General features: G+C 69.0%; 25 protein-coding genes. 5 read left to right on the plus strand and 20 right to left on the minus strand.

Annotated elements, in window-relative coordinates; genetic code table 11:
• Positions 1 to 59 precede the first annotated feature (59 nt).
• Positions 60 to 575 (minus strand): single-stranded DNA-binding protein, encoded by a 516-nt coding sequence (ssb, locus tag QNA08_RS02550; protein WP_283739093.1) that lies wholly within the window; start codon positions 573 to 575, stop codon positions 60 to 62.
• Between the two features lie 241 nt (positions 576 to 816).
• Between ssb and uvrA the strand changes: the two genes are divergently transcribed.
• The 3 genes from uvrA (at position 817) to trmFO (ending at position 5,888) form a co-directional block, all read left to right on the plus strand.
• Positions 817 to 3,744, plus strand: a complete 2,928-nt coding sequence (uvrA, locus tag QNA08_RS02555) for an excinuclease ABC subunit UvrA (RefSeq protein WP_283739094.1) — start codon at positions 817 to 819, stop codon at positions 3,742 to 3,744.
• Between the two features lie 435 nt (positions 3,745 to 4,179).
• Complete coding sequence (locus QNA08_RS02560; protein ID WP_283739095.1) at positions 4,180 to 4,335, plus strand: DUF1127 domain-containing protein; 156 nt, start codon at positions 4,180 to 4,182, stop codon at positions 4,333 to 4,335.
• Positions 4,336 to 4,472: 137 nt separating this feature from the next.
• A complete protein-coding gene (gene trmFO, locus QNA08_RS02565) occupies positions 4,473 to 5,888 on the plus strand; it encodes a methylenetetrahydrofolate--tRNA-(uracil(54)-C(5))-methyltransferase (FADH(2)-oxidizing) TrmFO (protein ID WP_283739096.1) in 1,416 nt (471 codons plus the stop codon).
• A gap of 35 nt (positions 5,889 to 5,923) precedes the next feature.
• Here the strand turns inward: trmFO and QNA08_RS02570 are convergent, their stop codons facing one another.
• From QNA08_RS02570 to yajC, 5 genes are all read right to left on the minus strand, one after another.
• A complete protein-coding gene (locus tag QNA08_RS02570) occupies positions 5,924 to 6,802 on the minus strand; it encodes a phytoene/squalene synthase family protein (protein ID WP_283739097.1) in 879 nt (292 codons plus the stop codon).
• A gap of 49 nt (positions 6,803 to 6,851) precedes the next feature.
• Positions 6,852 to 7,241 carry an Mth938-like domain-containing protein gene (locus QNA08_RS02575; protein WP_283739098.1) on the minus strand — a complete coding sequence of 130 codons (390 nt, stop codon included), beginning with the start codon at positions 7,239 to 7,241 and terminating at the stop codon, positions 6,852 to 6,854.
• Positions 7,242 to 7,266: 25 nt separating this feature from the next.
• A complete protein-coding gene (secF, locus tag QNA08_RS02580) occupies positions 7,267 to 8,214 on the minus strand; it encodes a protein translocase subunit SecF (RefSeq protein WP_283739099.1) in 948 nt (315 codons plus the stop codon).
• Between the two features lie 14 nt (positions 8,215 to 8,228).
• Complete coding sequence (secD, locus tag QNA08_RS02585) at positions 8,229 to 9,842, minus strand: protein translocase subunit SecD (protein ID WP_283739100.1); 1,614 nt, start codon at positions 9,840 to 9,842, stop codon at positions 8,229 to 8,231.
• Positions 9,843 to 9,924: 82 nt separating this feature from the next.
• A complete protein-coding gene (yajC, locus tag QNA08_RS02590; RefSeq protein ID WP_283739312.1) occupies positions 9,925 to 10,200 on the minus strand; it encodes a preprotein translocase subunit YajC in 276 nt (91 codons plus the stop codon).
• A 255-nt stretch (positions 10,201 to 10,455) separates the two neighbouring features.
• On the opposite strand from yajC, the gene QNA08_RS02595 reads away from it, so the two are divergent.
• Entirely contained in the window at positions 10,456 to 11,367 is a 912-nt protein-coding gene (locus QNA08_RS02595) for an ATP-binding protein (RefSeq protein ID WP_283739101.1), read from the plus strand.
• Positions 11,368 to 11,466: 99 nt separating this feature from the next.
• Here the strand turns inward: QNA08_RS02595 and QNA08_RS02600 are convergent, their stop codons facing one another.
• The 14 genes from QNA08_RS02600 to QNA08_RS02665 all read right to left on the minus strand — a co-directional run bounded on the left by QNA08_RS02600 (position 11,467) and on the right by QNA08_RS02665 (position 25,975).
• Entirely contained in the window at positions 11,467 to 12,411 is a 945-nt protein-coding gene (locus QNA08_RS02600; RefSeq protein WP_283739102.1) for a M23 family metallopeptidase, read from the minus strand.
• 413 nt (positions 12,412 to 12,824) lie between these two features.
• Positions 12,825 to 13,523, minus strand: coding sequence for a protein-L-isoaspartate O-methyltransferase family protein (locus tag QNA08_RS02605; protein WP_283739103.1), 699 nt, complete (start codon positions 13,521 to 13,523; stop codon positions 12,825 to 12,827).
• Positions 13,504 to 14,265 (minus strand): 5'/3'-nucleotidase SurE, encoded by a 762-nt coding sequence (gene surE, locus QNA08_RS02610; RefSeq protein ID WP_283739104.1) that lies wholly within the window; start codon positions 14,263 to 14,265, stop codon positions 13,504 to 13,506. The genes QNA08_RS02605 and surE overlap by 20 nt, the downstream gene beginning before the upstream one ends.
• Positions 14,266 to 14,269: 4 nt before the next feature.
• Positions 14,270 to 15,553: a serine--tRNA ligase gene (gene serS, locus QNA08_RS02615; protein ID WP_283739105.1), complete on the minus strand. Its 1,284-nt coding sequence runs from the start codon at positions 15,551 to 15,553 to the stop codon at positions 14,270 to 14,272.
• A gap of 55 nt (positions 15,554 to 15,608) precedes the next feature.
• Positions 15,609 to 16,397: a twin-arginine translocase subunit TatC gene (gene tatC / locus QNA08_RS02620; protein ID WP_283739106.1), complete on the minus strand. Its 789-nt coding sequence runs from the start codon at positions 16,395 to 16,397 to the stop codon at positions 15,609 to 15,611.
• Complete coding sequence (gene tatB / locus QNA08_RS02625) at positions 16,394 to 16,978, minus strand: Sec-independent protein translocase protein TatB (RefSeq protein WP_283739107.1); 585 nt, start codon at positions 16,976 to 16,978, stop codon at positions 16,394 to 16,396. Before tatB ends, tatC begins: the two co-directional genes overlap by 4 nt.
• 74 nt (positions 16,979 to 17,052) lie before the next feature.
• Positions 17,053 to 17,304 carry a twin-arginine translocase TatA/TatE family subunit gene (locus tag QNA08_RS02630; protein WP_283739108.1) on the minus strand — a complete coding sequence of 84 codons (252 nt, stop codon included), beginning with the start codon at positions 17,302 to 17,304 and terminating at the stop codon, positions 17,053 to 17,055.
• 74 nt (positions 17,305 to 17,378) lie between these two features.
• Entirely contained in the window at positions 17,379 to 18,578 is a 1,200-nt protein-coding gene (locus QNA08_RS02635) for an ABC transporter ATP-binding protein (protein ID WP_283739109.1), read from the minus strand.
• Positions 18,579 to 18,590: 12 nt separating this feature from the next.
• Complete coding sequence (scpB, locus tag QNA08_RS02640) at positions 18,591 to 19,301, minus strand: SMC-Scp complex subunit ScpB (RefSeq protein ID WP_283739110.1); 711 nt, start codon at positions 19,299 to 19,301, stop codon at positions 18,591 to 18,593.
• The gene (locus QNA08_RS02645; RefSeq protein WP_283739111.1) at positions 19,298 to 20,131 is read right to left on the minus strand and encodes a segregation and condensation protein A; all 834 of its coding nucleotides are present in this window, start codon (positions 20,129 to 20,131) and stop codon (positions 19,298 to 19,300) included. The genes scpB and QNA08_RS02645 overlap by 4 nt, the downstream gene beginning before the upstream one ends.
• A gap of 45 nt (positions 20,132 to 20,176) precedes the next feature.
• Positions 20,177 to 21,196: a beta-N-acetylhexosaminidase gene (nagZ, locus tag QNA08_RS02650; RefSeq protein ID WP_283739112.1), complete on the minus strand. Its 1,020-nt coding sequence runs from the start codon at positions 21,194 to 21,196 to the stop codon at positions 20,177 to 20,179.
• Between the two features lie 49 nt (positions 21,197 to 21,245).
• Positions 21,246 to 22,802, minus strand: coding sequence for an SPOR domain-containing protein (locus QNA08_RS02655; RefSeq protein ID WP_283739113.1), 1,557 nt, complete (start codon positions 22,800 to 22,802; stop codon positions 21,246 to 21,248).
• A gap of 125 nt (positions 22,803 to 22,927) precedes the next feature.
• Positions 22,928 to 24,688, minus strand: a complete 1,761-nt coding sequence (argS, locus tag QNA08_RS02660) for an arginine--tRNA ligase (protein ID WP_283739114.1) — start codon at positions 24,686 to 24,688, stop codon at positions 22,928 to 22,930.
• Between the two features lie 78 nt (positions 24,689 to 24,766).
• Positions 24,767 to 25,975 (minus strand): deoxyguanosinetriphosphate triphosphohydrolase, encoded by a 1,209-nt coding sequence (locus QNA08_RS02665; protein ID WP_283739115.1) that lies wholly within the window; start codon positions 25,973 to 25,975, stop codon positions 24,767 to 24,769.
• Positions 25,976 to 26,070: 95 nt separating this feature from the next.
• Here QNA08_RS02665 and erpA point away from each other — a divergent pair, with 95 nt between their 5' ends.
• The gene (erpA, locus tag QNA08_RS02670) at positions 26,071 to 26,397 is read left to right on the plus strand and encodes an iron-sulfur cluster insertion protein ErpA (protein ID WP_283739313.1); all 327 of its coding nucleotides are present in this window, start codon (positions 26,071 to 26,073) and stop codon (positions 26,395 to 26,397) included.
• Positions 26,398 to 26,484: the final 87 nt, after the last annotated feature.

Below are 26,484 nucleotides of genomic sequence, written 5' to 3' on the forward strand. Positions count from 1 at the left end.
AGATAGTCGGCGCAATGCAGCGCCCCGCGCCCCGGGGGCGCCGTCGCGGCGGCTGAGGCTCAGAACGGAATGTCGTCGTCGAGGTCGTTCGGGAATTTCGAACCGCCGGAAGCGGCGGCCGGCCGCCGCTCCATCGGCGAGGAGCGGCCGAAGTCGCCGCCACGACCGCCGCTGTAGCCGAGGGATCCGCCCTCCTCCTCCCCGGCGAGATCGCCGCCGCCGTTGCGGCTGTCGAGGATGGTGAGCTCGCCGCGGAAGCGCTGCAGCACGACCTCCGTCGTGTAGCGCTCCTGGCCGTCCTTGTCCTGCCACTTGCGCGTCTGGAGCTGGCCTTCGATATAGACCTTCGAACCCTTCTTCAGATACTGCTCGGCGACGCGCGCCAGGTTCTCGTTGAAGATCACGACGTTGTGCCACTCGGTGCGCTCGCGCCTTTCGCCGGAGGCCTTGTCGCGCCAGGTTTCCGACGTGGCGATGCGCAGGTTGACGACCGGCTCGCCCGAATTCAGCCGCCGTGTCTCGGGGTCGCGCCCGAGATTGCCGACCAGAATGACCTTGTTCACGCTACCGGACATGCCGACCTCCTGCTGCCGTGCCGAACCTTAAACCAGACTGCCCCCGGACGTCGAAACCTGCAGGAGCCGAGCAGGGCTCCATTGTCCACAGTTGCTTGGTTTTATGTTCCCGATATGTTCTTATCGTGACGACTCGCCGCGCACAAGTCGCCGCACTCTCATGTCAACAGTTGTCAGCAGGGCGGGCATAAGAGCGATCGTCTCGCGCCTGCCGGCGGACGAACGACCACAGAAGTGAGCCATGGCATCGATCGACGATCTGTTCGACCGCGGACATGAAGCCGACGCCGACGCGCGCGTCATCGCCGTCCGCGGCGCGCGCGAGCACAATCTGAAGAATATCGACCTGGTGATCCCGCGGGATCGGCTGGTCGTGTTCACCGGTCTGTCGGGCTCGGGCAAGTCCTCGCTCGCCTTCGACACCATCTATGCCGAGGGCCAGCGGCGCTACGTGGAATCCCTGTCGGCCTATGCCCGGCAGTTCCTGGAGATGATGCAGAAGCCGGACGTCGACCAGATCGACGGCCTGTCGCCCGCCATCTCCATCGAGCAGAAGACGACGTCGAAGAACCCGCGCTCCACCGTCGGCACGGTCACCGAGATCTACGACTACATGCGCCTGCTCTGGGCGCGCGCCGGCGTGCCCTACTCGCCGGCGACCGGGCTGCCGATCGAGAGTCAGACGGTGAGCCAGATGGTCGACCGGGTGCTCGCCCTGCCGGAGAAGACGCGCCTCTATCTCCTCGCGCCGGTGGTGCGCGGCCGCAAGGGCGAATACCGCAAGGAGCTCGCCGATTTCCTGAAGCGCGGCTTCCAGCGCGTGAAGATCGACGGCAGCTATTACGAGATCGACGACGCGCCGGCACTCGACAAGAAGCTGAAGCACGACATCGACGTGGTGGTGGACCGCATCGTGGTGCGCCCCGACATCGCCTCGCGCTTGTCCGAATCCCTCGAGACGGCGCTCGAACTCACCGACGGCATCGCGGTGGTCGAATATGCCGACGAGACGGACGTGAAGGGGGCGCCCAGGCGCACCGTCTTCTCCTCCAAATTCGCCTGCCCCGTCTCGGGCTTCACCATCCCCGAGATCGAGCCGCGCCTGTTCTCCTTCAACAACCCGCACGGCGCCTGCCCGGCCTGCGATGGCCTGGGCAGCGAGATGCGCATCGATCCCGACCTCGTGGTGCCGGACGAGACGCAGACGCTCCGCGGCGGCGCCATCGCGCCCTGGGCGAAGTCCACCTCGCCCTACTACGGCCAGACGCTCGAGGCGCTTGGCCGGCACTACGGCTTTGCCGTCACGAGCCGCTGGGCGGACCTGCCCGAGAAGGCGCGGCAGGTCATCCTCTACGGCACCGGCGACGAGGCCGTGCGCTTCGCCTATGACGACGGTCTGCGCTCCTACGAGGTGAAGAAGCCCTTCGAGGGCGTCGTCAACAACCTGCAGCGCCGCTGGAAGGAGACCGAAAGCGACTGGGCGCGCGAGGAGATCAGCCGCTTCATGGGCGAGACGCCCTGCGCCGCCTGTGGCGGCCATCGTCTCAAGCCGGAGGCGCTCGCCGTCAAGATCAACGGCCTGCACATCGGCGAGGTCGGGCAGATGTCGGTGCGCGAAGCGCTCGCCTGGTTCGAGGCCGCGCCGCAGCACATGTCCGCGAAGCAGAACGAGATCGCCGGCCGGATCCTGAAGGAGATCCGCGAACGGCTCGTCTTCCTCCTCGATGTCGGCCTCGACTATCTGACCCTGTCACGGTCGTCCGGCACGCTTTCGGGCGGCGAGAGCCAGCGCATCCGCCTCGCCTCCCAGATCGGCTCGGGCCTCACGGGCGTCCTCTATGTGCTCGACGAGCCGTCGATCGGGCTCCACCAGCGCGACAACGACCGTCTCCTGCAGACCCTGAAGCGGCTGCGCGACCTCGGCAACACGGTCATCGTCGTCGAGCACGACGAGGACGCGATCCTGACCGCCGACCATGTGGTCGACGTCGGCCCGGGCGCCGGCATCCACGGCGGGCGCATCGTCGCCCAGGGCACGCCGGCGGACATTCTCGCCAATCCGAAATCCCTCACGGGCAAATATCTCAAGGGCGAGCTCAGCGTACCGGTGCCGGCCAAGCGGCGCAGGCCGCAGAAGGGCCGCATGCTCAGGCTCGTCGGGGCGCGCGGGAACAACCTGAAGGACGTCACCGTCGAGATCCCGCTCGGCACCTTCACCTGCATCACCGGCGTGTCGGGGGGCGGCAAGTCCACCCTCATCATCGACACGCTCTACAAGGCGGTGGCGCGGCGCCTCAACGGCGCCATCGAGCACCCCGCCCCCTTCGACCGCATCGAGGGCCTCGAACATCTCGACAAGGTCATCGACATCGACCAGTCGCCGATCGGCCGCACCCCGCGCTCGAACCCGGCCACCTATACCGGGGCCTTCACGCCGATCCGCGAGTGGTTCGCCGGCCTGCCCGAGGCCAAGGCGCGCGGCTACCAGCCGGGGCGCTTCTCCTTCAACGTCAAGGGCGGGCGCTGCGAGGCCTGCCAGGGCGACGGCGTCATCAAGATCGAAATGCACTTCCTGCCGGATGTCTACGTCACCTGCGACGTCTGCCGCGGCAAGCGCTACGACCGCGAGACGCTGGAAGTGAAATATCGCGAGAAGTCCATCGCCGACGTGCTCGACATGACGGTCGAGGAGGCGAAGGAGCTGTTCAAGGCGGTGCCGGCCATCCGCGACAAGATGGAGACGCTCGCGCGCGTCGGCCTCGACTACGTCAAGGTCGGCCAGCAGGCCACGACGCTGTCGGGCGGCGAAGCGCAGCGCGTCAAGCTGTCCAAGGAGCTCTCCAAGCGCGCCACCGGCCGCACGCTCTACATCCTCGACGAGCCGACCACGGGGCTGCACTTCCACGACGTCGCCAAGCTCATGGAGGTGCTGCACGAGCTCGTCGAGCAGGGCAATACCGTCGTCGTCATCGAGCACAATCTCGAGGTCATCAAGACGGCCGACTGGATCATCGACATGGGGCCGGAAGGTGGCGACGGCGGCGGCACCATCGTGGCGCAGGGCACGCCCGAGGACGTGTGCAAGGTCGCCGCGAGCTACACCGGCCGTTATCTCAAGGAGGTTCTGGCGCGCCGCCCCCTGCGCAAGAGGACCGAAGCGGCGGAATGACGGCCTCGCCGGCGGCCGCTCGCCCGCGGCATGCGGGAGCAAGAGCGCTCATGCTTGAGTACCCCTGCGCCGCTGGCAGCCAACTCCCCTCGCCCCGTGCCTGCCCCGCCCCCGGCTGACGGCGAGCCACCGGCAGCCGGGGCCTCGTGCTGCCTGACGGCCCCTGCAACCCACCGGCGGAACCCTTCGCATGTGCAGCAATGCAGGCCGTCAGGGTGCCCTGAGATCAAGGCATCGCCGAAGGAACAGGCAGATCCGTGCCTCGATTCTTAACCGTTTGCCAACGCGTTATGCACGGCGTGCGGGGCTGACATACGATCTTCCCGCTCCTCAGCGTGCGCTGCCGCACATATATGCTGCACCGCAACAACTAATGTGTGTCCAGTTCGGCGGGGCCAACGGGAACCGGCCCGGCCGCAAGAATAGGAGAGCCCCATGTTCGTGTCCTACATTCTCGCCAAGATCAAAGCGTACCTTCGCTACCGCGAGACCGTCCGCGAGCTGTCGCGTCTGTCCGACCGCGAGCTCAACGACCTCGGCATCTCGCGCTGGGACATTCCCTTCGTCGCGAAGCGGCACGCCAGCGCCTGACACCCACCCGTCAGCGCCGCCTGATCGAAACGCCCGCCGCTTCGGCGGGCGTTCGTGTTCGTGGACCCTTCCTGCCCTGACGGAGAGCGTCCACGCATCCGCTTGACGCCCGCCGGCGCGGCGGACACATAAGCAGCATGACGCACAAACCCGTTCACGTCGTCGGCGGCGGCCTCGCCGGCTCCGAAGCTGCGTGGCAGCTCGCGCAGGCGGGCATTCCCGTCGTGCTGCACGAGATGCGGCCGCAGGTGATGACGCCGGCGCACAAGACGCAGGGGCTTGCCGAGCTCGTCTGCTCCAATTCATTCCGCTCCGACGATGCCGAGACGAATGCGGTCGGCCTCCTGCATCAGGAGATGCGCCGCCTTGGCTCGCTCATCATGGCCAAGGGCGACGCGCACCAGGTGCCCGCCGGCGGCGCTCTCGCGGTCGACCGCGAGGGCTTCTCGGAGGCCGTCACGGCCGCGCTCGCGGGCCATCCGCTCGTCACCATCGAACGCGGCGAGATCGCCGGCCTGCCACCCGAGGACTGGGATTCGGTCATCGTCGCGACCGGCCCCCTCACCTCGCCGGCCCTCGCCGAGGCCGTGCTCGGCCTGACCGGCGAACGGGCGCTCGCCTTTTTCGATGCCATTGCCCCCATCGTCTATCGCGACTCGATCGACATGCATGTCGCCTGGGCCCAGTCACGCTACGACAAGGCGGGCCCGGGAGGTACCGGCGCCGACTACATCAACTGCCCGCTGACGAGGGATCAGTACGAGGGCTTCGTGCGCGCCCTCCTCGACGGTGAGAAGACCGAATTCCACGAGTGGGAGAAGGACACGCCCTATTTCGATGCCTGCCTGCCGGTCGAAGTCATGGCCGAGCGCGGCCCCGAGACGCTGCGGCACGGGCCAATGAAGCCCGTCGGCCTCACGAACCCGCACCAGCCGGACGTCAAGCCCTACGCCGTCGTCCAGCTCAGGCAGGACAATGCGCTCGGCACCCTGTTCAACATGGTCGGCTTCCAGACCAAGCTGAAATATGCCGAACAGGTGCGGATCTTCCGCACGATCCCGGGCCTCGAGAAGGCGGAATTCGCCCGCCTCGGCGGGCTTCACCGCAACACCTTCCTCAACTCCCCCAAGCTGCTCGACCGCACGTTGCGCCTGAAGGCCGCGCCGCGCCTGCGCTTCGCCGGCCAGGTCACCGGCTGCGAGGGCTATGTGGAGAGCGCGGCGGTCGGTCTCATCGCCGGGCGCTTCGCCGCGGCCGAGCGGCTCGGCCGGCCCCTCTCCCCGCCACCCGCCACCACGGCGCTCGGTGCGCTTCTCAACCACATCACCGGCGGTCATATCGAGACGATCGACACCGGGCCCCAGTCCTATCAGCCGATGAACGTCAACTTCGGCCTCTTCCCGCCGCTCGCGCGGGCGCCGAAGGGTGAAGGCGGCAAGCGGCTGCGCGGCAAGGAGAAGACGCTCGCCAAGAAACGTGCGCTCACCGACCGCGCCCGCGCCGATCTCGCCGCCTGGATCGAGGGCGGCGAAGGCCGCGCGGCCGCGGAGTAGATCGAGCGGCCGATCCCCGTACCCTGCTGCGCGCCTCAGGCGAAACGGCGCGCGGCGCGCCAGAGAATCCACTGCTTGCGCCATTGCGGCAGGTCGACCACCATGCGGAAGGGGTCGTAGTCGCGCCGCTCCATCCGCGCGAGATAGGCCGGAACGAGCGCGAGCGGCAGGAGAGCGGCGCGCACCGCCATCGGCAACGCTGGCAGGAGCGCGGCCGCCTGCTCGTAGTGGCCTCGAGCCGCCAGCCGCATCTCGCCGAGCGCGGCCGCGAGGCCCGGGCCGCCCCGCCCTGAGACAACGTCGTCGCGCGTCACGCCAGACCGGGCGAGCACGTCCATCGGCACGTAGAGCTGCCCCCGCGCCGCATGCCAGGGAAAGGCGCGCAGGAGCCCGGTGATGGCATAGGCGACACCTGCGTGACCGGCGGCATCCGCCGGCCCGGAATCGGCCCCGTCAGCGAGCACGAGGCTCGCGAGCCGCATGAGGGCCGACGAGGTCTCGCCGCAATAGCCCTCCAGGTCACCCAGGCTCGGCATCGGGTCGTCGTAGAGGTCGAAGACGCGCGCGTCGACGAGATCGCGGAACGCCTGCACCGGCAGCCGATACCGCGCAATGGTCGCCATGAGGGCCGCCGCCACCGGATGCGCGGCGGTCCCTCCCAGGGGCCCTTGGCCCAAGGCATCGCGCCACCACTGCAGGCGGACCTCGCCCGGCATCGGATCGCTGACGACTTCGCGCACGCGCGCGATCTCGTGGCTGAAGGCATAGATCGCGAAAAGATGCGGGCGCTTGTCGGCGGGCGCGAAGAGCGTGGCGAAATACCGGTCGCGATCGCCGTCCCGCACCAGCCCCTCGCAGTGCGCATAGGCCCAGGCAAGGGCGCCATCAGCGCTGGGGCTGTCGCTCGTCGTCATGCAAAGCTCCGAGTCCGGCAGGCGAAGGCGGCTGCGCCCGCCGCCCGCGTCAGGCGACGGCGATGAGCGCCGCCGCCACCCGGCGCCCCTCCGCCAGCAGGACGTTGTAGGTACGCGCCGCCGCCCCGGTGGGCATTACTTCGAAGGCGATGCCCGCCTCGCGCAGGCTCCAGCGCAAGGGCTCGGAGAGCGGCACGAGATCCTCCCCCGTCCCCACGAGGAGGAGCTCGATCATCGCCGCCTCGGCAAGCACGTCCGCGAGGTCGGCACGCGTCAGCGCCCGCCCGTCGGTCGCGGCCCAGGCCTTCATGCCCGACGGCAGGGCGAGCATTGAGCCGCGATGCGACATCTCGGCGAAACGGAAGCCGCCGTTGCCATAGGCGTCGATGCCGTGGCGCCCCGGCAGGAAACCCTCGTAGCGCCGCCCCTCGCTCGTCATGCCGCAATCCCGGCCGGTCACTCGTTCAGGGCGCCACCCGCGCGGGCTTCTCGCCGGCCTTCGCCACCGCCTCGCCCTCCCGGAAGCGCACGCCGATGTAGATCAGGATGGGCGAGGAGATGAACATGGCCGAATAGGTGCAGACCAGCACGCCGAACAGCATGACCTGGGCGAAGCCCTGGATCGCCTGCCCGCCGAACCAGACGAGCGCAAGCAGCGACAGCGCCGTGGTCGTCGCCGTCATGGCCGTGCGCGACAGTGTCGAGTTGATCGACAGGTCGAGCAGCTCCTCGACGGGCAGGGTCTTGTACCGGCGCAGAAGCTCGCGCGTGCGGTCGAAGACGACGACCGTCTCGTTGAGCGAGTAACCCACGATGGTCAGGATCGCCGCGATCGAGGTCATGTTGAACTCGATCTGCGTGATGAGGAAGAAGCCGATCGTCAGCACGATGTCGTGCAGCGTGCCGATGATCGACGCGACCGCGAGCTGCGCCTCGAAGCGGAACCAGAGATAGGCGAGCACAGCGATGATCGACAGCACGATGCCGATGGTGCCCGTCTGGACGAGTTCGCCAGACACGCGCGGTCCCACGGTCTCGACGCGGCGGAATTCGTACTGCCCCTCGAGGGCGGCGCGGGCATTGCGCACCACCTCGCTCTGCGCCGCCTCGCCGCCGGGCTGCAGCGGGACGCGCAGGGACAATTCGCCGGCGCTGCCGAACTCCTGCACCTCGACCTCGCCTTCGCCGAAGCCGTGGGCGGCCTGGCGCACGGCGGCGATGTCGGCCTTGCCCGACTTCGCCTGCAGCTCGATGAGCGTGCCACCCTTGAAGTCGATGCCGTAGTTCAGGCCGACGGACAGGAACAGGATCACCGTGGCGATCGAGAACAGCGCCGACAGAGGGTAGCTGAAGCGGCGGAACCGGACGAAACGGATCTTGGTGCCGTCGGGAACGATGCGAAGCAGACGCACGCGCTTGTCTCCGATCAGAAAGGAATGCTCTTCGGGCGTGCCCAGCGGTACCAGAGCCCGATCATCATGCGCGTCATCGTCACCGCCGTGATCACCGTCGTCAGGATGCCGAGGATGAAGACGACGGCGAAGCCGCGCACGGGTCCCGATCCGAGGAAGAACAGGATCAGCGCCGCGATGAACATCGTACTGTTGGAATCGAAGATGGTGGCGAAGGCGCGCTCGAAACCCGCCTCGATGGCCGAGACGATGGACCGCCCGGCGTGCGCCTCCTCGCGGATGCGCTCGTAGATGAGCACGTTGGAATCGACCGCCGTGCCGATGGTCAGCACGATGCCGGCGATGCCGGGCAGGGTGAGCGTGGCCCCCAGGATGGACATGAGGGCGAAGATGAACACCACATGCACGATGAGCGCGATGTTGGCGAAGAGGCCGAACAGGCCGTAGGTCGCGAACATGAACAGGACGACGAAGATGGTCGCCACATAGGTCGCGAGCTTGCCCGCCTGGATCGAATCCGCCCCCAGGCCCGGCCCCACCGTGCGCTCCTCGACCACCGTGAGCTTGGCAGGCAGTGCACCGGCGCGCAGCAGCACGGCGAGGTCGTTCGCCTGCTGCACCGTGAAGCGGCCGGAGATCTGGCCGGAGCCGCCCGTGATGGCCGTCTGCACGACCGGAGCCGAGACGACCTCGTTGTCGAGCACGATGGCAAGGCGCCGCCCCACGCCCTCGCTGGTCGCCTGGCCGAAGCGCTGGGCGCCGCGCACGTTGAAGCGGAAGTTGACGATCGGCTCGTTCGTCTGCTGGCTGAAGGCCGGCTGCGCATCGACGAGGTCCTCACCCTCGACGATGACCCGGCGCTCGACCGGGATTTGCTGTCCGCCCGCGTCGCGCGAAGGCATCATCTCGACATCGGCCGAGCTGGTGCCCGGCTCCGCGACGAAGCGGAACTGCAGCTTCGCCGTCTTGCCGAGGATCTCCTTGAGGCGCTGCGGATCCTGCAGGCCCGGCACCTGGACGAGGATGCGGTCGGCCCCCTGGCGCTGGATGCTCGGCTCGGTCGTGCCCATGGCGTCGACGCGGCGGCGCAGCACCTCGATCGCCTGGGCGACGGCCCGGCGGACGCGATCGACGAGGCCCGGCTCGGTCAGCGTGAGCTGCACCAGCCCGTCCGCCCCCTCCGTGACGTCGATCGTCGCGAGGCCGGTCTGGCCGATCACCGCATTCGTGATGGGCTGGGCCAGCTCACGCAGCTTGGGCATGAGCTTGTCGCGGTCCGCCTGGTTCGGCACGCGCAGCTGCACGCCCCGCGGCATGACACCGATGCCGCCCTGCGGCGCCACGCGCGTCTCGCGCAGGATGCGCCGCACGTCGTCGCGCAGAATATTGACCTGGGTGCGCGTGAGGTCGTTGACGTCCACCTCGAGCACGACGTGCGAACCACCCTGCAGGTCGAGGCCGAGAACCACGCCCTTGTGCGGCACGATCCACGACGGCAGCCACGCCGGGATCGACGCCTCGATGGCCTTGCGCGCATCGGGCGACAGAAGGTTGGGCGCAGCGAAGAGGAAGCCCAACAGCGTGAGCAGGAGGATCGAGACGACCTTGGCGGTCGAGAAACGCAGCATCGCGGAGCGGCCTCGAACTTGTCTGAAGCGGCACCGGTCGGATCGCGGACGCGACCTCGGCCCGGCGCATCGGTTCGCAACCTCAGCCCTTGACGGGCTCTGTCTTGGTGCGCACGTCGGAGATCATCGCACGCACGAGGCGCACCTTCACGCCCTCTGCGATCTCGACCTCGAGCTCGTTGTCGTCGATGACCTTCGACACCTTGCCGACGAGCCCCCCCGAGGTGACGATTGTGTCGCCGCGCCGCACGTTCTTGATCATCTCCTGATGGCTCTTCACCCGCTTTTGCTGCGGGCGAATGATCAGGAACCACATGATGACGAAGATCAGAACGAACGGGATGAGCTGAATGAGCATATCGCCGCCGCCGGCGGGTGCCGCGGCCTGGGCGAAGGCTGGCGTGATCACGGATGATCCTCCGGTGAAGCGCGGCGCCGTCGGCAACGGCCGCAGCGCCGTAGGGTTTCGAAAGTGGCGCGGACTATAGCGACGGGCCCGACGAAATCAAATGGCGGGCAGGCTCTGGCTGCAATGGACCACAAGCCTTTGAGCCACTAAGGAGCAGAGGCTCGCGCCCCCCGCGCGGATCGCGTCCGAGGAGAGCACGCCGACATGTCGAAGCCCGAGCCCTTTCCCGAATCCGGATCCACCTCGCAGGATGCAGTCGCGGCTGCCCTGACGCGCATCGCCGCGGCGCTGGAGCGGCTCGCGCCCCCACTGCCGGCGGCGCCCGACCTGACGGTGGCCGACGCCTTCGTCTGGCACCCGAAGCCGGCGCGCCTCACCCCTGTGCCGCGCGTCAATCGCGTGGAAATGGTGCTGCTGCGCGGTATCGACCGCATGCGCGACACGCTCGCCGAGAACACCGAGCGCTTCGCCAGAGGCCTGCCGGCGAACAACGCCCTCCTCTGGGGCGCCCGCGGGATGGGCAAGTCCTCCCTCGTCAAGGCTGTGCACGCCGAGACCAACAAGCGTCTCGCTGCCGGCAACTCCTATCGGCCGCTGAAGCTCGTCGAGATCCACCGCGAGGACATCGAGAGCCTGCCCGATCTCATGGCCATCATGCGCGCCGACACGCACCGCTTCGTCGTCTTCTGCGACGACCTGTCATTCGATGCGGACGACACCTCCTACAAGTCGCTGAAGGCCGTGCTGGAAGGCGGCATCGAGGGGCGGCCGGCCAACGTCGTGTTCTACGCCACCTCGAACCGCCGGCACCTCCTGCCGCGCGACATGATGGAAAACGAGCGCTCCACCGCGATCAATCCGGGCGAAGCGGTGGAGGAGAAAGTCTCGCTGTCCGACCGCTTCGGCCTGTGGCTCGGCTTCCACAAGTGCAGCCAGGACGAGTATCTCGACATGGTCTTCGGCTATGCGGCCCACTACGGCCTGGAGCGCGACCGAGATGCGCTGCGCGCGGAAGCGTTGGAGTGGGCGACGACGCGTGGCGCGCGGTCCGGCCGCACCGCCTGGCAGTTCGTGCAGGATCTCGCCGGGCGCCTCGGCAAGAGCCTCGACGCCTGATTCCGCACGGCCGGCGATGAGCGAAGGGCGCGACGGCTCTTGCAGCCGCCGCGCCCCCCGTCGATCAGCACAGGGTCTCGAGGCTGATCGTATCCCGTTTCACATGCCGGCGAGGTGCGGCACCGGGTCGACCGGAGTGGAGCCGCGACGCAGCTCGAAGTGGAGCTGCGGTGAGGAGACGTTGCCGGTCTGGCCCGACCTGGCGATGACCTGCCCGCGCTTGACCTTCTCGCCCCGCTTGACGGTGATCTCGCCATTGTGGGCATAGGCCGACACCCAGCCGTCATCGTGACGGATGAGGACCAGATTGCCGTAGCCCTTCAACTCGTTGCCGGCATAGGCGACGGTGCCGCCCTCCGCCGCCTTCACCGGCGTGCCCTCGGGCACGGCGATGTTGATGCCCTCGTTGCCGCCCTTGCTGAACCCGGAGATGACGCGGCCGCGGGCCGGCCAGCGGAACTCGGGCCCCGAGGCCGCGGACGGAGCAGCCGCGGCAGGCTCCTCCTTGGCGATGCTCGCGGTCTGCTGCGGCTCCGCCGGGGACAGGGCCGCTACCTTCTGATCCTTCGCCGCCGGCGCCTTCTCCGCGATGGGCTGCTTGGCCGGCTGAGGCTGAGCCTGCTGCGCCGGCGGCTTGCCGGGCGCAGCCGCCGGTTTCGGCGCCTCGCCGGGAGCGGCTGCCACCGCTGTCTTGCCCGGCGATTTCACCGGCGCGGGCATCGTCGCGACGGGCTCCGCTTTGGCCGGCTTGGCAACGGCGGGCTGCACGCCCTGGGTGAATCGCATCTGCGGCTGGGCCGGCGCCGCGGAGGGAGCGGTAGCTACCGTCTGCTGGCCGGCCGCATTGTAGACCGGAATGACGATCTGGCTGCCGGGTTTCACCTGCGCCGGGTTCGACAGGCCGTTGGCGGAGAGGATCGCGGCCGCCGGAACACCGTAGCGGTTGGAGATCGAGGCAAGGCTGTCGCCGGTGCCGACGAAGATCGGGGTTCCGCCCTGCGCGCTCCATCCGACCTTGCCGCCCGTCACAGGCGCGGGGCTCACGGGTGCGGCGGCCTGCGGAGACAGGTTCGGGAGCGGCGCGCTCGCGACCGGACGCACGGGCTGCGGCGCGGGCAAGGGCTGCGCCTGCACCGGGGGCGTCGGGGCGCGATTGATGCTGCCGGTCGCGACCGGATCCGCCTGCGACGAGGAGAAGGGGCTGGAAAAGGGATTGTCGACAAAACGCAGTGCGTCGGAGCTGCACCCGGCGGCGACGCTCGCGATGAACCCGACAGCGGCGACGCGCCGGAATACGCCAGACGGCAAGCACTCAACTCGAACACGCATCGACCCACCCACACGCACGCAAGGTCCATGCGGCCGATTAAAACGGGATTCAGGTTAAGCAAGCGTTGCCGAGGGCGCCGCAGGTGGAATTTCGATTCACCGTGTCGGCTGTGGGCCGCGGCGACCGGCTACAGGGCCCGCGCCGTACCCTCGACCAGCGGCGGCAGACGGATGATGCCCTTCTGATGCTCGACGAGCTCACCTTCGGCTGTCCGTTCGATCGAAACAAGCCGCGGCTGATCCCCGATGATGCGGGCCGCGACCATCCGGCCGCCGGGCGGCAGGGCCGCGAGCACCCCCTTGGGCAGGCCGGTGATCGTGCCGTTGAGCAGGATCCGGTCGAACAGCCCGCTCATCGCGCCGACGGCGAAACCGTCGCCGGGCATGATGCGCACCTGGCGCAGGCCGAGTGCGGCGACGCGTTCACTCGCGGCGAGCGCCAGCGTGCGGAAGCGCTCGACGGACACGACCTCGCGCCCGAGCCGACCGAGCACCGCCGAGACATAGCCCGAACCCGTGCCGACCTCGAGCACGCGGTGATGCGCCTCGACGCCCAGGGCCACCAGCATCGTGGCGATCGTCGCCGGTGCCGTCATCGTCTGCCCGCAGGGCAGCGGCAACGAGACGTCGGCGCGGGCGAGATCGGCGAAGCGCCGCGGCGCGAAAAGATCACGCGGTACGGTCTCCATGGCCCGCAGCACGCTGGTGTCGCGAATGCCGCGCTCGCGCAGGTTGAGGAGGAACGCGACCGTCTCCTCGGCGCCGGTGGCGGGACCCGCGCCGTCGTTCGGCGGAGCTGCGGCGGGGCTATCCGAAGAGGCGCGCATAGCGCGTCATCGTGGGCTCGTGCGTCAGGTCGAGTTCGAGCGGGGTCACCGAGATGCGACGGTCGGCGATCGCCCACAGATCCGTGCCGTCACGCGGGCTCGGCTTGCCGCGGGCAAAGGCCAGCCAGTAGTAGGGATTGCCGCGCCCGTCGACGCGATCGTCGACCTTGAGCAGTGCCATGTCGCGGTGCCCCTGGGCAGTCACGGCGATGCCCTGCACCTCGGCTGGATCACAATCGGGGAAATTGACGTTGACGAGGACGCCCGGGTCGATCCCCGCCTCGAGCAGCTTGCGCACGACCTCCGGCGCATGCGTTTCGGCGCATTCCCACCTGATTCCGGCGCGGCCGCCGGCGCCGTAGGCCTGCGACAGGGCAATGGACGGCACGCCAAGGATCGTCCCCTCCATCGCGCCGGCCACGGTGCCCGAATAGGTCACGTCCTCGGCGACGTTCTGGCCGCGATTGACGCCCGACAGGACGAGGTCGGGCAGCACGTCCTTCATCACGTGGCGGATGCCCATGATGACACAATCCGTCGGCGTCCCCTTCACGGCGTAATGCTTGTCGCTCACTTCGCGCAAGCGCAGCGGATCGTTGAGCGACAGCGAATGCGACACCCCGCTCTGGTCCGTCTCCGGGGCAATGATCCACACGTCGTCGCACAGGGTGCGGGCGATGCGCTCCAGCACTTTCAGCCCGGGGGCATGGATGCCGTCGTCGTTGGTGATGAGGATGCGCATCGGGTCAGGCCGCCTTCTCGATTCGCGTGATGCCGCCCATGTAGGGCTCGAGGACGGGCGGCACGGTCACCGAGCCATCCTCGTTCTGCCATGTTTCCATGACGGCGATGAGCGCGCGGCCCACCGCCGTGCCCGAACCGTTGAGCGTGTGCACGAAGCGCGGGGCCTTGCCGTCCTTCGGGCGGTAGCGGGCATTCATGCGCCGGGCCTGGAAATCGGTGCAGACCGAGCAGCTCGAGATCTCGCGATAAGCCCCCTGCCCCGGCAGCCACACCTCGATGTCGTAGGTCTTGGCCGAGGCGAAGCCCATGTCGCCGGTGCACAGCGTCACCACGCGGTAGTGCAGGTCGAGCTTGCGCAGCACGGCCTCGGCGCAGGCGAGCATGCGCTCGTGCTCGTCGGCCGACTGCTCCGGCGTCGTGATCGAGACGAGCTCCACCTTCTCGAACTGGTGCTGGCGCAGCATGCCGCGCGTGTCCTTGCCGGCGGCGCCGGCTTCCGAGCGGAAGCACGGTGTCAGCGCCGTCAGGCGCATCGGCAGCTCGTCCTCGCTCACGATGCTGTCACGCACGAAGTTGGTCAGGGTCACTTCTGCGGTCGAGATCAGCCAGCGCCCGTCGGTGGTGCGGAACAGATCCTCCTCGAACTTGGGCAACTGGCCGACGCCGAAGACGGCCGGGTCGCGCACGAGGAGGGGCGGGTTGACCTCGGTATAGCCGTGTTCGGTGGTGTGGAGATCGAGCATGAACTGCCCGAGCGCGCGCGACAGGCGGGCGAGACCGCCCTTGAGCACGGTGAAACGCGAACCAGAGAGCTTCGCCGCCGTCTCGAAATCCATGAGGCCCGAAGCCTCGCCGAGTTCGAAGTGCTGTTTCGGCTGGAAGGAGTAGTTGCGGCGGACGCCGTGATTGTGCCGCTCGACGTTGCCCATCTCGTCCTCGCCGATGGGAACGTCCGGCTTCGGCGTGTTCGGGATGGCGGCGAGCGCCGCGTCAAGCTCGGCGATCGCTACGCGCTCGGCTTCCTCGGCAGCCGGAATCTCTTCCTTGAGCTTCGCCACCTCGGCCATCAGGGCCGCGGCGCGGGTCTCGTCCTTGGCCTTCTTCGCCTCGCCGATCTCCCGCGACAGGCTGTTGCGCCGCTCCTGCGCCATCTGCAGTGAGGCGATGGCCGCCCGGCGCTTCTCGTCGATGGCGATGAGGCGCTCCGACAGGGGCGCAAGCCCCCTGGCCTTCAGGCCGCGGTCGAAGGCTTCGGGATTGTCGCGGATGAGGCGGATGTCGTGCATGGCTGTCGCGGGATCGCCGACGGGAAGCCGGCGATCCGTCGCGATCCTTGCGCGATCAGTCCGCCGCGCGCGCGGCCTCGGCTTCCGCGCGCTTCTTCTCGGCCATTCGGACGGAGAAGATGGAAAGCTCGTAAAGGAGCAGGGTCGGCAGGGCAAGCGCGAGCTGGCTGATCACATCGGGCGGCGTCAGCACGGCCGCGACGATGAAGACGACGACGATGGCATAACGCCGCTTCTCCTTGAGGAACTGGCTGTCGACGAGGCCCGCCCGCCCCAGCAGCGTCAGGATGACGGGAAGCTGGAAGCAGATGCCGAAGGCGAAGATGAGCGTCATGATGAGCGACAGGTATTCGCTCACCTTGGGCAGGAGCTGAATCGCCGCCTGACCCGCCTCGGCCGCCTGCTGTTGGCCGATGGAGAAGCGCATGACCACCGGCATGGCGAAGAAATAGACGACCGCCGCGCCGAGAAGGAAGAACACCGGCGTCGCCACGAGATAGGGCAGGAAGGCCTCGCGCTCGTTCTTGTAGAGCCCAGGTGCGACGAACTTGTAGATCTGTGTGGCTACGACCGGAAAGGACAGGAAGGCAGCCCCGAAGACCGCGATCTTGATCTGCGTGAAGAGATATTCGAGCGGCGCCGTGTAGATGAGGCGCACGTCCGCCCCCTCGCCCGCAGCATAGACATAGGGCCAGACGAGGATGTTGTAGATGTACTTCGCGAAGGCGAAGCACAGGAAGAACGTCACGACGAAGGCCAGCATCGACTTGATGAGCCGCGAGCGCAGCTCGATCAGATGCTCGATGAGGGGGGCCTTTGTCGCCTCGATGTCCTCGTAGCTCATGCCGAAGCCCCCTCGCCCGGCGTCTGCTCTTCAGTATCGGCCGCCTTCTTCGTGCGGCGGCGCGCGGGCTGGGGAGCCGTCTCCGCGGCTGGTGCATCGACCGATGCCGCTTCAGCGTCGGCCTCGATCTTGGGCGCGGCCTTGCGCCGCGGTTTCGGCTTCGGCTGTGCTTCGGCAGCCGCAGCAGCAACGGTCGCGTTGACGTCCGGCGGCGCCGGCAGGTCGGGCGCAGCGATCTCGACGGACGCGGCTGCGGCCGCCGTCGCTTCGCCCGCCGCAGCAGGCGCGGCGGGAGAATCGGACGGCTTCGATTCGACGGCGCTGCGGATTTCGTTGCGCACGGTCTCGATCGGATTGAAGCTCGCGGCCTCGTTCAGGCTCTCGACGTTCTTCTTGATCTCGTCGAGCTCGGCCTCGCGCATGGCCTCGTTGAACTGCGCCTGGAACTCGCCGGCCATGCGGCGCAGATTCGCCGTCGCCTGCCCCACGGTGCGGAGCACTTTCGGCAGGTCCTTCGGCCCGATGACCACGAGCGCGATCGCGCCGATGAGGAGCAGTTCGCTCCAGCCGATATCGAACATGATGGGCTCTATGGCAGGCGCTGCACGACGTCCGGCATTCCCGGCCGGCCGTCACCAAACCGAACGGTGGAGGTTCAGCCCGCCTTGCGCTCGCCGGCCTCGGTCTGCACCCCCGTCGGATTACCCGGCTGGTGTTCGATGGTCTTGACGGGGTCGGCCGGCGGCGTGGTCGTCGACGCGGGCGCCTCGTCTTCCGACATGCCCTTCTTGAAGGCCTTGATGCCCTTGGCCACGTCGCCCATCAGCTCGGAGATCTTGCCGCGTCCGAAGAGCAGCAGGACGATCACGCCGACGACGATCCAGTGCCAGATGCTTGCACCACCCATAACTCATGTCTCCAGGCGCTCGACGGGAGCGCGTCCTTCCGGTGCCGTCAGGCCCCTCCACGTTCGGGCAGAACCTAGGCGCCTGCCGCGGCGAAAACAAGAACTTCGTCCGGCATCACCTCGACGCCGACGTCCTCGCCCACCGCGGCTTCGTAGCACTCCCGGACCCGCGCGTGCAGCGGCTTGTCGAGCCCGGCCGCCACGACCTCGACGAGATCGACCTCGCCCAGGAAGCAGCGCGAGATCACCCGCCCCGCCGCACCGATGCCGGAGGGCATGATGCGGATGCCCTGCGGCCGGATACAGACGACCGCTTCCGTCCCCTCGGAGAGGCCCGGGGCTGCGAACGCGCCGAGCGGCGTGTCCACCCTTCCGGACTGGACGATGGCCTTTATCTCGTTGAAATCGCAGAAGAAACGCGCCGCGAAAAGAGATTGCGGCCGCCGGTAGAGCTCCTCGGCGGTGCCGCCCTGCACGATGCGGCCGGCGCGCATCAGAACGATGCGATCGGCGATGCGCATGGCCTCCTCGGGGTCGTGCGTGACGACGACGGCGGTGGCGCCGGTCTCGCGCAGGAGCGCCACCGTCTCCTCGCGCACACCGTCGCGCATGCGCCGGTCGAGATTCGAGAAGGGCTCGTCCATGAGCAGGATGCCCGGGCGCGGCGCGATCGCGCGCGCAAGCGCCACCCGCTGCTGCTCGCCGCCCGAGAGCATGTGCGGGTAGTCGTCGGCGTAATGGCCGAGGCCGACGCGCGCGAGCGCGCGGCTCGCCGCCTCCTCGGCCTCCGGCGGCGGCAGGCGCTTCAGGCCGAACATGACGTTCTGCAGGATCGTCAGATGCGGAAAGAGCGCATAGTCCTGGAACATGAGCCCGACGCCGCGCTGCTCGGGCGGCACGAAGCGGCTTGGCCCTGCCACCTCGCGCCCGTCGAGCACGACCCGCCCCTCGACGGGGCGTTCCACGCCCGCCGCGATGCGCAGCAGCGTCGTCTTGCCGCAGCCTGAATGGCCGAGAAGACACAGGATCTCGCCCGGGGCGACGGTGAGCGACACCCCATCGAGGGCGACGACCTCGCCGAAGACCTGCCGGATTCCCTCGAGGCCCAGCGCCGAGGGGATCGCCGCCCCGGCCGTGCCGCGCTGGCCCCAGTCGAGCCAGCGCCACGGGGGCCGCCGGTCGGTACGGCCGCCTGCCGGCGCCCCTCCGCCGCCGGGCGAGGCGACACGGGCACGCCGTCCCAGGGCGTGAGTGCGGGAAGAAGCATCGTTCATCGAAAGGTTCCGCTACCGCTCGTCCGACATGTCGAGCGGCTCGCCCATCTCGGCAACCCTCTCGGCTTCGAGAATCGTGAATAAATCCTCCTCGAGAGGCTCCTCGTCCTCGCGCAGGGTCGGGTCGTCGCTCGGCAGCGGCACCACCGTGCCCGGCGGCAGGCGCCCGGAGAGAAAGCCCGCCCCCTTGAGCTCGTCGAGCCCGGGCAGGTCGTCGATCGCCTCGAGGCCGAAATGGGAGAGAAAGCTCGGCGTCGTGCCGTAGGTCACCGGCCGGCCCGGGGTGCGCCTTCGCCCGCGCAGACGCACCCAGCCGGTTTCCATGAGCGCATCGAGCGTGCCGCGCGAGGTGGCGACGCCGCGGATGTCCTCGATCTCGGCGCGGGTGACGGGCTGGTGATAGGCGATGATGGCGAGCGTCTCGAGGGCGGCGCGCGAAAGCTTCCTCGGCTCCACGACCTCGCGCGCGAGCACGAAGGCGAGATCCGGCGCCGTGCGGAAGACCCATCCCTCCGCCACGCGCTGGAGATTGACGCCGCGTGCCGCATAGAGCGTCTCGAGCCGCGCGAGCACCGCCCGCAGATCCGTACCTTCCGGCAGCCGGCCGGCAAGGTCCTCCTCGCGCACGGGCTCGCGCGAGGCGAAGATCAAGGCCTCCGCGATGCGCAGCGCCTCCGCGAAGGCCTGCGCGTCGCGGGCGATGCTTTCCACCGTCGCGCTCATCGCTTCTCCTCCCCCGCCGAAGGCCGTGGCGGCATGCCCGCCGCACCACCATCCCTGCGTCGCACCCAGAGGGGCCCGAAGGGCTCGTCCTGGTGAAGGTCGAGAATGCCCTCGCGCGCCATTTCGAGAGTTGCCGAAAGGGCCGACGCGCGCACGGTCCTCCGCATGTTCGGCCGGGCGACATAGGTCGTCAGGTAGTCGTCGAGCGCCGTCCAGTCCCGTGCCTCGCCGACCAGTCGCTCGAGCGCCTCGCGCGCTTCGATCAGCGACCACACGAAACGCTTGTGCAGCGTCACGCGGGCGTTGGCCTGCTTCTGCCGCTGATGTGCATAGGCCGTCAGAAGATCGTAAAGCGTCGCCTCCCACTGCGGCCGCTCCAATACCGCCACGGGTTCCGGCCGCCCGCGCGCGAACACGTCCCGGCCGAGCTGCGGCCGGTCGGACAGGCGCTTCGCCGCGGCGCGGATGGCCTCAAGCCGGCGCAGGCGGAAGGCAAGCGCTGTGGCGAGATCGGAGGCGCTCGGCTCGTCGCCGTCCCTGGGCGGCTCGGGCAGGAGCAGGCGCGACTTGAGATAGGCGAGCCAGGCGGCCATGACGAGATAGTCGGCCGCGAGCTCGAGCCGGGTGCGTCGCGCCTCCTCGATGAACTGCAGATACTGCTCGGCGAGCGCCAGGACCGAGATGCGATGCAGGTCGACCTTCTGGCGGCGGGCGAGCTCGAGAAGAAGGTCGAGCGGGCCCTCGAAACCGTCCACGTCGACGATCAGCGCGGGCTCGCCCGCACCGCGCTCGGCGAGGTCGGCGTCCTCGAAGGGAAGCTCGGCGGCCATCGGCTGTCCGTCCCCGGTCCTGTCGTCTCGCCCAGCTTCCGCCCGTCAGGCGGCCGCCGCAAGCGCCGCGTCGAGGCGCGCGCGGGCTTCCACAGGATCGAAGGGCTCAGGCAGATGCCGGATGCGGGCGAGCGCCGCCTCGGCCCGCCGCTTCGCCTTGCCGGCGAGCGCGGGCGCAACCTCCGCCACCGCACGCATCTCGGCGAGGTCGCCGTTGCAGTGGAGCACCACGTCGCAGCCGCCGGCAAAGGCCGCCCGGGCCCGTTCGGCAATCGTGCCCGACAGCGCGTTCATCGACAGATCGTCGCTGATGATGAGGCCGTCGAAGCCGATGTGCTCGCGCACGATGCGTCGCAGCACGACGCGAGAGGTCGTCGCCGGGCGCCGCGGGTCGATCGCGGTGTAGACGACATGGGCCGACATGGCGAGCGGCAGGTCGGCCAGGACGCGGAAGGGCAGGAAATCGCGCGCCTCCAGGGAGGCGAGCGGCGCATCGACCACGGGCAGGGCATGGTGGCTGTCCGCCCCCGCCCGCCCGTGACCGGGGATATGCTTCATCACGGGCAGCACGCCGCCGGCAATGAGCCCCTCCGCCGCCGCGCGGCCGAGAACGGCGACGCTCTCGGCATCCTCGGCATAGGCGCGGTTGCCAATGACGTCGTGTGCGCCCGGCACCGGCACGTCGAGCACCGGCAGGCAGTCGACCGTGATGCCCACGGCCGTGAGATCGTGCGCCATGAGCCGCGCCCCAAGGCGCGCCAGCTCCCGCCGCACGAGCGGGTCGTTCACCGCCACGCGCCCGTAGGCACGCCCTGCCGGATAGGCGGGCCAGTGCGGAGGCCCGAGACGCTGCACGCGCCCGCCCTCCTGATCGACGAGCACGGGTGCGTCGGCCCGCCCGACCGCCTCGCGCATGGCGCTCGTCAGCCCGCGCAGCTGATCGGGACTCTCGACATTGCGCTTGAAGACGATGAATCCCCAAGGGTCGGCGTCCCTGTAGAACGCTCTCTCCTCCGGGGTCAGCACGGGGCCCCGGGCGCCCACAATGAAAGCGCGGATCGTCATGACGATCCGCGCTTAAGCGGGCGCCTCGCGCCGGTCAAGGTGAGCGCCGTCAGTTGCGCGCCACGAAGCACTGCCCACCGGCGGCCTGCAGCTTGGTGCAGAGCACGGTCGCATCCTCGCGCGACATCGGCCCGACGCGCAGGCGATAGATGGTGCGGTCGCCGACCTCCACCTTGCGGACCAGCGGCTTGTGGCCAGCGAGATCGGGATGTTTGCGCTGCAGGGCGGCGAAAGTGCTGCGCGCCTCCGCTTCGCTGCCCGGCGCGGCAAGCTGCACGGCGAAGGCACCGGCAGCGCCTGCAGGAGCCGCGGCAGAGGTCGCGGCCGTCACCTCCGGCTCGCCGGTCGTGGCTTGCAGCGCGGCGTTCGCCACGCGGCGCGGCTGGGCGGCCTGCGGCGAGATCGACAGCGGAGCGCCGACCGCCTCGGCCGCACGGGCGGGGGCGGCCACCTGGGGCTTGGGCGCAGCGGTCTGGGTCACGGGAGCGGCCGCCGGCGTGGTGCCCGCCGGCTTGGGCTGCGTGGCCGCCGCCGGCTTCGGCGCAGCCGGCGCCGCCGAAGCGTCGGACACGATGGTGCCATCCGGCCGGACGGACACGGTCTTCACCCGCTTCGGCTCACCAAGCGCCGCTGCCGCCGGGCTCGTGGGCTGCGGCGGGCTCGGCACCGGCACGGCGGCGGCGCCCTCGCCGGGGAGCGCGGCGAGCGCCACGTCCCGGCGGATCGCCTGGGCCACGTCCACCGGCTGCTCCTCCCGGCTCACGACCTTGCTCTGGGCCGGGACATCTTGGCCGATCTTCTCGTAGATCTGCTGGTTCTGGTTCGGGATCTCGACGCCGCCCGGATTCTGCGGCTGAACCTTCGCGGGCTCGTTGTCGGCCTTGATCACGGGCGGCTCGCCGCTGATGGTTCCGCCCGATCCGCCCCGCAAGGCGAACACGCCGGAGACGCCAATGACGGCGATGCCGAGCACCGTCGCGACGGCAATGAGCCCCTTGCGCGAGCGGCGCGGCTCGAGCGGCACGAAGTCGGACTCGCCCGCCTCGTCGGCATAGGGCTGGCCGTCGCCCCGCGCGTCGTAATAGGGATCGTACCGGTCCGCATAACCGGCCTGTGCCCCCTGGGCATAGGCCTGGTAATCCTCCGCCTGCGCTCCGTAGCCGCGCTGGTCGACCGACCACTGGTCGACCTCCGCCCCACCGCCGCGCCCGGCATAGGGGGATGCGGCATAGTCGTCCACGGGCTCGAAGCGCCGGTCGCGCAGATCGAGATGCCCCCCTGGCGGCTGCACATAGGGCTTCTCGGTGAACGGACCACGCAAGCCCAGATCGTCGAACTGCCCTCCTGCGGACACAGCTCCTGCCCCAGAGGCAGTATCCGGCAGCAAGGGGGCAGCTTGGAGCCCGATGCGCGCCCCCGCCACCGGCTTCGCCTGCCGGTCGGCGGACAGGATCGCGCGGAAGGGGTCGTCCTGTCCGACGATGCGGGCGAGTTCGGCCAGCGGATCCTCCTGCCGGGTCGGTCGCGCCGACGCGGGAACCTGCTTCAACTCACGCTCGATCTCCTCAAGATCGAGAGCAAGGCGGGACTTGGTCGAGTCGTGCATGGCGCAGTCCGAACTCTGGCGCCAGCCGCAACCACGACGTGACGCACGCAACAGACGCAACGCCAAGCCTACGACCTCTTTCGGTTGCGGGCGACCTGTTTTTCAGGGTGCCACGCGGGCCGCGCTCAGCGCATCTCTTCCGGCGCCGCAACCCCGAGGATCGCGAGCCCCGACGCAAGAACCGACCGGACCGCATGGACGAGGGCCAGCCTTGCCAGCGTCGAGTCTCGGTCGGTTTGATTAACAAAGCGTAATTCCGGTGCGTCCTTGCCCTTATTCCATAAACTATGAAAAGCACTTGCAAGATCGTGCAGGAAGAACGCCACCCGATGCGGCTCGCGCGCCGCCGCCGCCGCCTCGAGCGCGCGCGGGTACTGCGCTACGCGCTTGATGATGTCGACCTCCGCCTCGTCGCTTAGACGGTCGAATTGCGCCTTTTCGAGGGCAGCGGGCGCGGTATCGAGATCCGGAAAGACCTCGCGGGCCTGGCGGAACACCGAGGCGCAGCGCGCGTGCGCGTACTGCACATAGAAGACCGGGTTGTCCTTCGACTGCTCCACCACCTTCGCAAGATCGAAGTCCAACGTCGCGTCGTTCTTGCGAAAAAGCATCATGAATCGCACCGCGTCGCGGCCCACTTCGTCGATGACCTCGCGAAGTGTGACGAAGTCGCCGGCGCGCTTCGACATGCGCACCTGTTCGCCGCCGCGCAGCAGGCGGACGAGCTGACAGAGCAGCACCGTGACCTCGAGCTCCGGGCCGCCGATGGCGCGGCCGACCGCCTGCAGCCGCTTGACGTATCCGCCGTGGTCGGCGCCGAGCACGTAGACGAGATGCTCGAACCCGCGCTCATGCTTGTCCCGCAGGTAGGCGACGTCGGCGGCGAAATAGGTGTAGCTGCCGTCGGACTTCATGAGCGGCCGGTCGATGTCGTCGCCGACGTCGGTGGCGCGGAACAGAAGCTGCTCGCGGTCCTCCCAGTCCTCGGGGAGCTGCCCCTTCGGCGGCGGAACGCGGCCGACGTAGACATAGCCGTGCGCCTGGAGGTCGTCGATCGCCGCCTTGATGGCCCCGCCGTTCTCGCCGTGCAGGGTGCGCTCGGAGAAGAAGACGTCGTGATGGATGCCGAGGGCGGCGAGATCGTCGCGGATCATGTCCATCATGGCGTCGATCGCCACGTTGCGCACGATCGGCAGCCATTCGGCCTCAGGGGCGGCGAGCAGGCTTCGGCCGAACCTGTCGGCGAGCATGGTGCCGACGGGCTTCAGATAATCGCCGGGATAGAGCCCCTCCGGGATGGCGCCGATGTCCTCGCCCAGGGCCTCGCGGTAGCGCAGGTAGGCCGAGCGGGCGAGCACGTCGACCTGGGCGCCCGCGTCGTTGATGTAGTACTCGCGCGTCACGTCGTAGCCGGCGGCGGCAAGGAGATTCGCGAGCGCATCGCCGAAGACGGCGCCTCGGCCATGCCCGACGTGCATGGGCCCCGTCGGATTGGCCGAGACATATTCGACGTTGATCTTCTCTCCCTTCCCCGCCGAACTGCGGCCGAAGGCTTCGCCGGCGCGCACGGCGGCGCCGAGCACGTCCTGCAGAAGGGCAGGCGTCAGGGTCAGGTTGATGAAGCCGGGCCCGGCCACCTCGACCCGGGCCACACCGTTCTCGGCACGCAGGGCGCTTGCCAGCGTCTCGGCCAGCGCCCGGGGATTGGTCTTCGCATCCTTCGCCAGCACCATCGCCGCGTTGGTGGCGAGATCCCCGTGGGCCGCGTCGCGCGGCGGCTCCACCACCACGCGCGAGAGGTCGAGCCCCGGTGGAAGCTGGCCTTCAGCCGACAGCCGCTCGATCACGGCGGCGAGGCGGCGCTGGTACGCGTCGAAGATGTTCATGATGCCCCTGAAGACGTCGAAGGCGCGACGAGCCTGAGAAAACGGGCCGGCCACGCGCGCCGGCACGCCGGCGGGCGCCTAACGCAATTCGGGGGTGGCGTCAAACAGCCGCCGGTGCTCGGACAGGGCATAGCGATCCGTCATGCCGGCGATATAGTCGGCCACGCGCCGGGCGCGGCGCCCTTCGTCGGCGCCCGCGAGGCCGCGGTGCCACTCCTCCGGCATGAGATCCGGCTCGGCGCAGAACCGCCCGAAGAGTTCGCGCACGACGCGGTCTGCCTCCGCCCGGACCTGCATGACCCGGGGGGCGCGGTACATGTTGGGATAGAGGAACCCCTTGATCGACTTGTCCGCCTCCATGAAGGCCGGCGAGAAGGCGATGACGGGACCGTCGGCGCGCCGTACCGCATCGGCATCCGCCGGCGCCAGGGCCGCCAGGCGCCGCTCGCTCTCGATCGTCACGTCCTCCACGAAGCGGGTGATGACGCGCCGGATGAGTTCGTGAATGGTGCGGTGGCGCTCGAGGCCCGGGTAGCGTCGCTCGATGTCGCCGAGCAGCTCCGCCAGGAAGGGCACGCGCTTCAGGTCGGCAAGGTCGAAGAGCTCCGCGCGCAGGCCATCGTCGATATCGTGCGCGTCGTAGGCAATGTCGTCGGCAAGCGCCGCCACCTGGGCCTCGGCGCTGGCATAGGTCGCGAGGCCGAGGTCGTGCACGGCGTCGTATTCGAGGATGGCGCCGGGCACGCCGCGCTCGGCGTAGCGGCCGAAGGGCCGCCCCTGCGCGTCCAGGAGCGGGCCGTTGTGCTTGACGAGTCCTTCCAGGGTCTCCCAGGTCAGGTTGAGGCCGTCGTAGGCGGCATAACGCCGTTCCAGCCGCGTCACGATGCGCAGCGCTTGGGCATTGTGGTCGAAGCCGCCGCAGGCCGCCATGCAGGCGTCGAGCGCATCCTCGCCGGTGTGGCCGAAGGGCGTGTGCCCGAGGTCGTGCGAGAGCGCCAGCGCCTCGGCGAGATCCTCGTCGAGGCCGAGCGAACGCGCGATGGCCCGGGCGATCTGGCTCACCTCGATCGTATGAGTCAGCCGTGTGCGGTAATGGTCGCCCTCGTGATAGACGAAGACCTGCGTCTTGTGTTTGAGCCGCCGGAAGGCGCCCGAATGGATGATCCGGTCGCGGTCGCGCTGGTATTCGCTGCGCGTCGGCGAGGCTTCCTCGGGAAAGAGGCGTCCGCGGCTCCTCGCGGGATCGCAGGCGTAGGGGGCACGCCAATGCTCGCCATGGGGACGCACGGCTCGAAGCCTCCACGGTTGAACCAGCCTGTTGCGGCCATTACCTTTCGGGCGAAGGCCGGCGCAAGTCCGCCGGCGAGGATATCATGCCGACCATGACCGGGATCACCCTGACCGAGAACGCCGCGAGGCGGATCAACACCGTTCTTGCATCCGAGCCGAGCGGGTCCATGCTGCGCATCAGCGTCGACGGTGGCGGGTGCTCGGGCTTCCAATACGTCTTCGGCGTCGAGCGGACGCGCCACGACGACGACGTCGTCGTCGAGCGCGACGGTGCCCGTGTCGTCGTCGACGGCCTGTCCATGCAGTACATGGACGGCGCCGTCATCGACTTCGTCGACGACCTCATCGGCCAGTCCTTCAAGATCGAGAATCCGCAGGCCACCGCCTCGTGCGGATGCGGGACCTCGTTCTCCGTGTGAGGTGCGGCGCCACACCGTTCTCGTGAACTCCCCGCAGCCATAGGTGGTGGCATCGCGCCGGCGTCCCGGCGTGCTATGTCTGCCCCA

This window comes from Chelatococcus albus (genome assembly GCF_030067675.1).
In the GTDB taxonomy this organism is placed as follows: Bacteria; Pseudomonadota; Alphaproteobacteria; order Rhizobiales; family Beijerinckiaceae; genus Chelatococcus_A; species Chelatococcus_A albus.

Excerpts from the sequence above, each read along its gene's own strand:
- QNA08_RS02570 (WP_283739097.1), bottom strand. The coding sequence starts at position 6,802 with ATGACGACGAGCGACAGCCCCAGCGCTGATGGCGCCCTTGCCTGGGCC.
- QNA08_RS02575 (WP_283739098.1), bottom strand. The coding sequence starts at position 7,241 with ATGACGAGCGAGGGGCGGCGCTACGAGGGTTTCCTGCCGGGGCGCCAC.
- yajC (WP_283739312.1), bottom strand. The coding sequence starts at position 10,200 with ATGCTCATTCAGCTCATCCCGTTCGTTCTGATCTTCGTCATCATGTGG.
- QNA08_RS02605 (WP_283739103.1), bottom strand. The coding sequence starts at position 13,523 with ATGCGCGCCTCTTCGGATAGCCCCGCCGCAGCTCCGCCGAACGACGGC.
- argS (WP_283739114.1), bottom strand. The coding sequence starts at position 24,688 with ATGAACATCTTCGACGCGTACCAGCGCCGCCTCGCCGCCGTGATCGAG.
- trmFO (WP_283739096.1), top strand. The coding sequence starts at position 4,473 with ATGACGCACAAACCCGTTCACGTCGTCGGCGGCGGCCTCGCCGGCTCC.
- scpB (WP_283739110.1), bottom strand. The coding sequence starts at position 19,301 with ATGAGCGCGACGGTGGAAAGCATCGCCCGCGACGCGCAGGCCTTCGCG.
- QNA08_RS02595 (WP_283739101.1), top strand. The coding sequence starts at position 10,456 with ATGTCGAAGCCCGAGCCCTTTCCCGAATCCGGATCCACCTCGCAGGAT.
- tatB (WP_283739107.1), bottom strand. The coding sequence starts at position 16,978 with ATGTTCGATATCGGCTGGAGCGAACTGCTCCTCATCGGCGCGATCGCG.
- uvrA (WP_283739094.1), top strand. The coding sequence starts at position 817 with ATGGCATCGATCGACGATCTGTTCGACCGCGGACATGAAGCCGACGCC.
- QNA08_RS02655 (WP_283739113.1), bottom strand. The coding sequence starts at position 22,802 with ATGCACGACTCGACCAAGTCCCGCCTTGCTCTCGATCTTGAGGAGATC.
- tatC (WP_283739106.1), bottom strand. The coding sequence starts at position 16,397 with ATGAGCTACGAGGACATCGAGGCGACAAAGGCCCCCCTCATCGAGCAT.
- secD (WP_283739100.1), bottom strand. The coding sequence starts at position 9,842 with ATGCTGCGTTTCTCGACCGCCAAGGTCGTCTCGATCCTCCTGCTCACG.
- serS (WP_283739105.1), bottom strand. The coding sequence starts at position 15,553 with ATGCACGACATCCGCCTCATCCGCGACAATCCCGAAGCCTTCGACCGC.
- QNA08_RS02560 (WP_283739095.1), top strand. The coding sequence starts at position 4,180 with ATGTTCGTGTCCTACATTCTCGCCAAGATCAAAGCGTACCTTCGCTAC.
- QNA08_RS02635 (WP_283739109.1), bottom strand. The coding sequence starts at position 18,578 with ATGAACGATGCTTCTTCCCGCACTCACGCCCTGGGACGGCGTGCCCGT.
- erpA (WP_283739313.1), top strand. The coding sequence starts at position 26,071 with ATGACCGGGATCACCCTGACCGAGAACGCCGCGAGGCGGATCAACACC.
- nagZ (WP_283739112.1), bottom strand. The coding sequence starts at position 21,196 with ATGACGATCCGCGCTTTCATTGTGGGCGCCCGGGGCCCCGTGCTGACC.
- QNA08_RS02630 (WP_283739108.1), bottom strand. The coding sequence starts at position 17,304 with ATGGGTGGTGCAAGCATCTGGCACTGGATCGTCGTCGGCGTGATCGTC.
- surE (WP_283739104.1), bottom strand. The coding sequence starts at position 14,265 with ATGCGCATCCTCATCACCAACGACGACGGCATCCATGCCCCCGGGCTG.
- QNA08_RS02645 (WP_283739111.1), bottom strand. The coding sequence starts at position 20,131 with ATGGCCGCCGAGCTTCCCTTCGAGGACGCCGACCTCGCCGAGCGCGGT.
- ssb (WP_283739093.1), bottom strand. The coding sequence starts at position 575 with ATGTCCGGTAGCGTGAACAAGGTCATTCTGGTCGGCAATCTCGGGCGC.